Genomic DNA, 1,375 nt, shown 5'->3' on the forward strand with positions numbered 1-1,375 from the left:
AAAATCAACATTTGCTCGGACACCGCGGTGACGTGTTCGCCTGAGCCCGTAGTATTCTTTTAAATAGGCAAAAACACGCTCAACAGCCGTTCGTTTCTTGTACAGTTCCTTAAAACTTTCACTACCTCTTGCTGGATAAGTGTGCTTACGCACGTCAGTCTCGATCCGAATTTTAAACACCTTTTGGCATCCCGACCCAGCAAAAGGACAGTCCCTACACTGACTTGGACGGGTATATCGAAGTGTCTCATATTTGGAGTCAAAGCTGTCGTATCGGTAGGCGTGGCCTTCCTTGCAAATCGGGCCATAATGGAGACTCATCCCTTCCGGCGGAGCCGTATGGTGGATCATATCCATAATCGGGTATGCCTGGAGGGAGCGAACCAACTCATACACCGGCGTGCTGTCGTAGCCTTTGTCTCCCAGCACATGTCTCACCTTTAGCAAGGGAAACTTGTGCGGAAGACCTTTGAGTAACAGTATCGCCATTCGCTGGTCATTCAAATGGGCCGAACTCAGTACCCCGCTTAGCACATACTGACTGTCGGTATCCACTAGTACGTTGGCTTTGTAACCGTACCAGGAGGTGAGCTTGCCTTTCGAATTTTTCTTGCTGCAAAGTGAGGCATATCTGGGCATCGCTTCAAGCAGTTCGTCATAGGTGTATGGCAACATGTTTTCAATTTTCTTTTCAAAAGGTGCTAAGCTCGCCTCGTAGACTTCACGCTCTTTGCGGCGGCGCTCCTTTTCTTCGGCTGTGCAATTCCCGCGTCCAAAAACTGGTTTTTGGAGCTTGGGGAGTTTTGACTCAGGTCCCGGTGGAGTTAGACCCAGATCGATCTGTTGCACTGAATCATCCTTTTGGTTCTTTTGTTTCCGAGCAGCACGGCGCTTGGCGGCAGATTCTCCATACTGGCAATCCCACGCTTCAACAGCTGAAGAATCGACTGCGATATGCTCGCCGGTCAAGAAGCCTTCCGCATGAGCTGCTTTCACTAAACGGTCTTGCACCAGTTCGAGCAAGCCTTTCTGTTGCAGTACGAGGTTCAGACGGGAATAGGATGCTTCACTTGGGGTGCGGTCTGAACCGGTGAATCTACATTGGATCCGAAACTCCTCGCTGCATTTTAAACGTTTTACGATGGAGGACACAAATTCCATACCCTCCATTTTGGCGATCAGCAGTGAATAAACCATGGCTGGATAATTTAAATCCTCTGGACGACCGCGGCGACCGGGTTTGCTGAGTCCCTGCATGATTGGTGCAAGATTTAAATGCTCGAAGATTTGACTATATTTATCTTCGGGGCGCATTTCCAACAATTGTTCAAAGGAAAATAGCTCAACTTGGCGAATTGAATAGATAGGGATTACC

The 1,375-nt window shown here is 48.7% G+C and carries 1 protein-coding gene; it reads right to left on the reverse strand.

Going from position 1 to position 1,375, the window contains the following annotated elements; all coding sequences use genetic code 11:
• On the reverse strand, positions 1–1,375 hold a 1,375-nt coding region (locus MJ257_RS24540; protein WP_240271793.1), incomplete at both ends, for a transposase.

Source organism: Paenibacillus timonensis, assembly GCF_022427145.1.
GTDB classification, from domain to species: Bacteria; Bacillota; Bacilli; order Paenibacillales; family Paenibacillaceae; genus Fontibacillus; species Fontibacillus timonensis.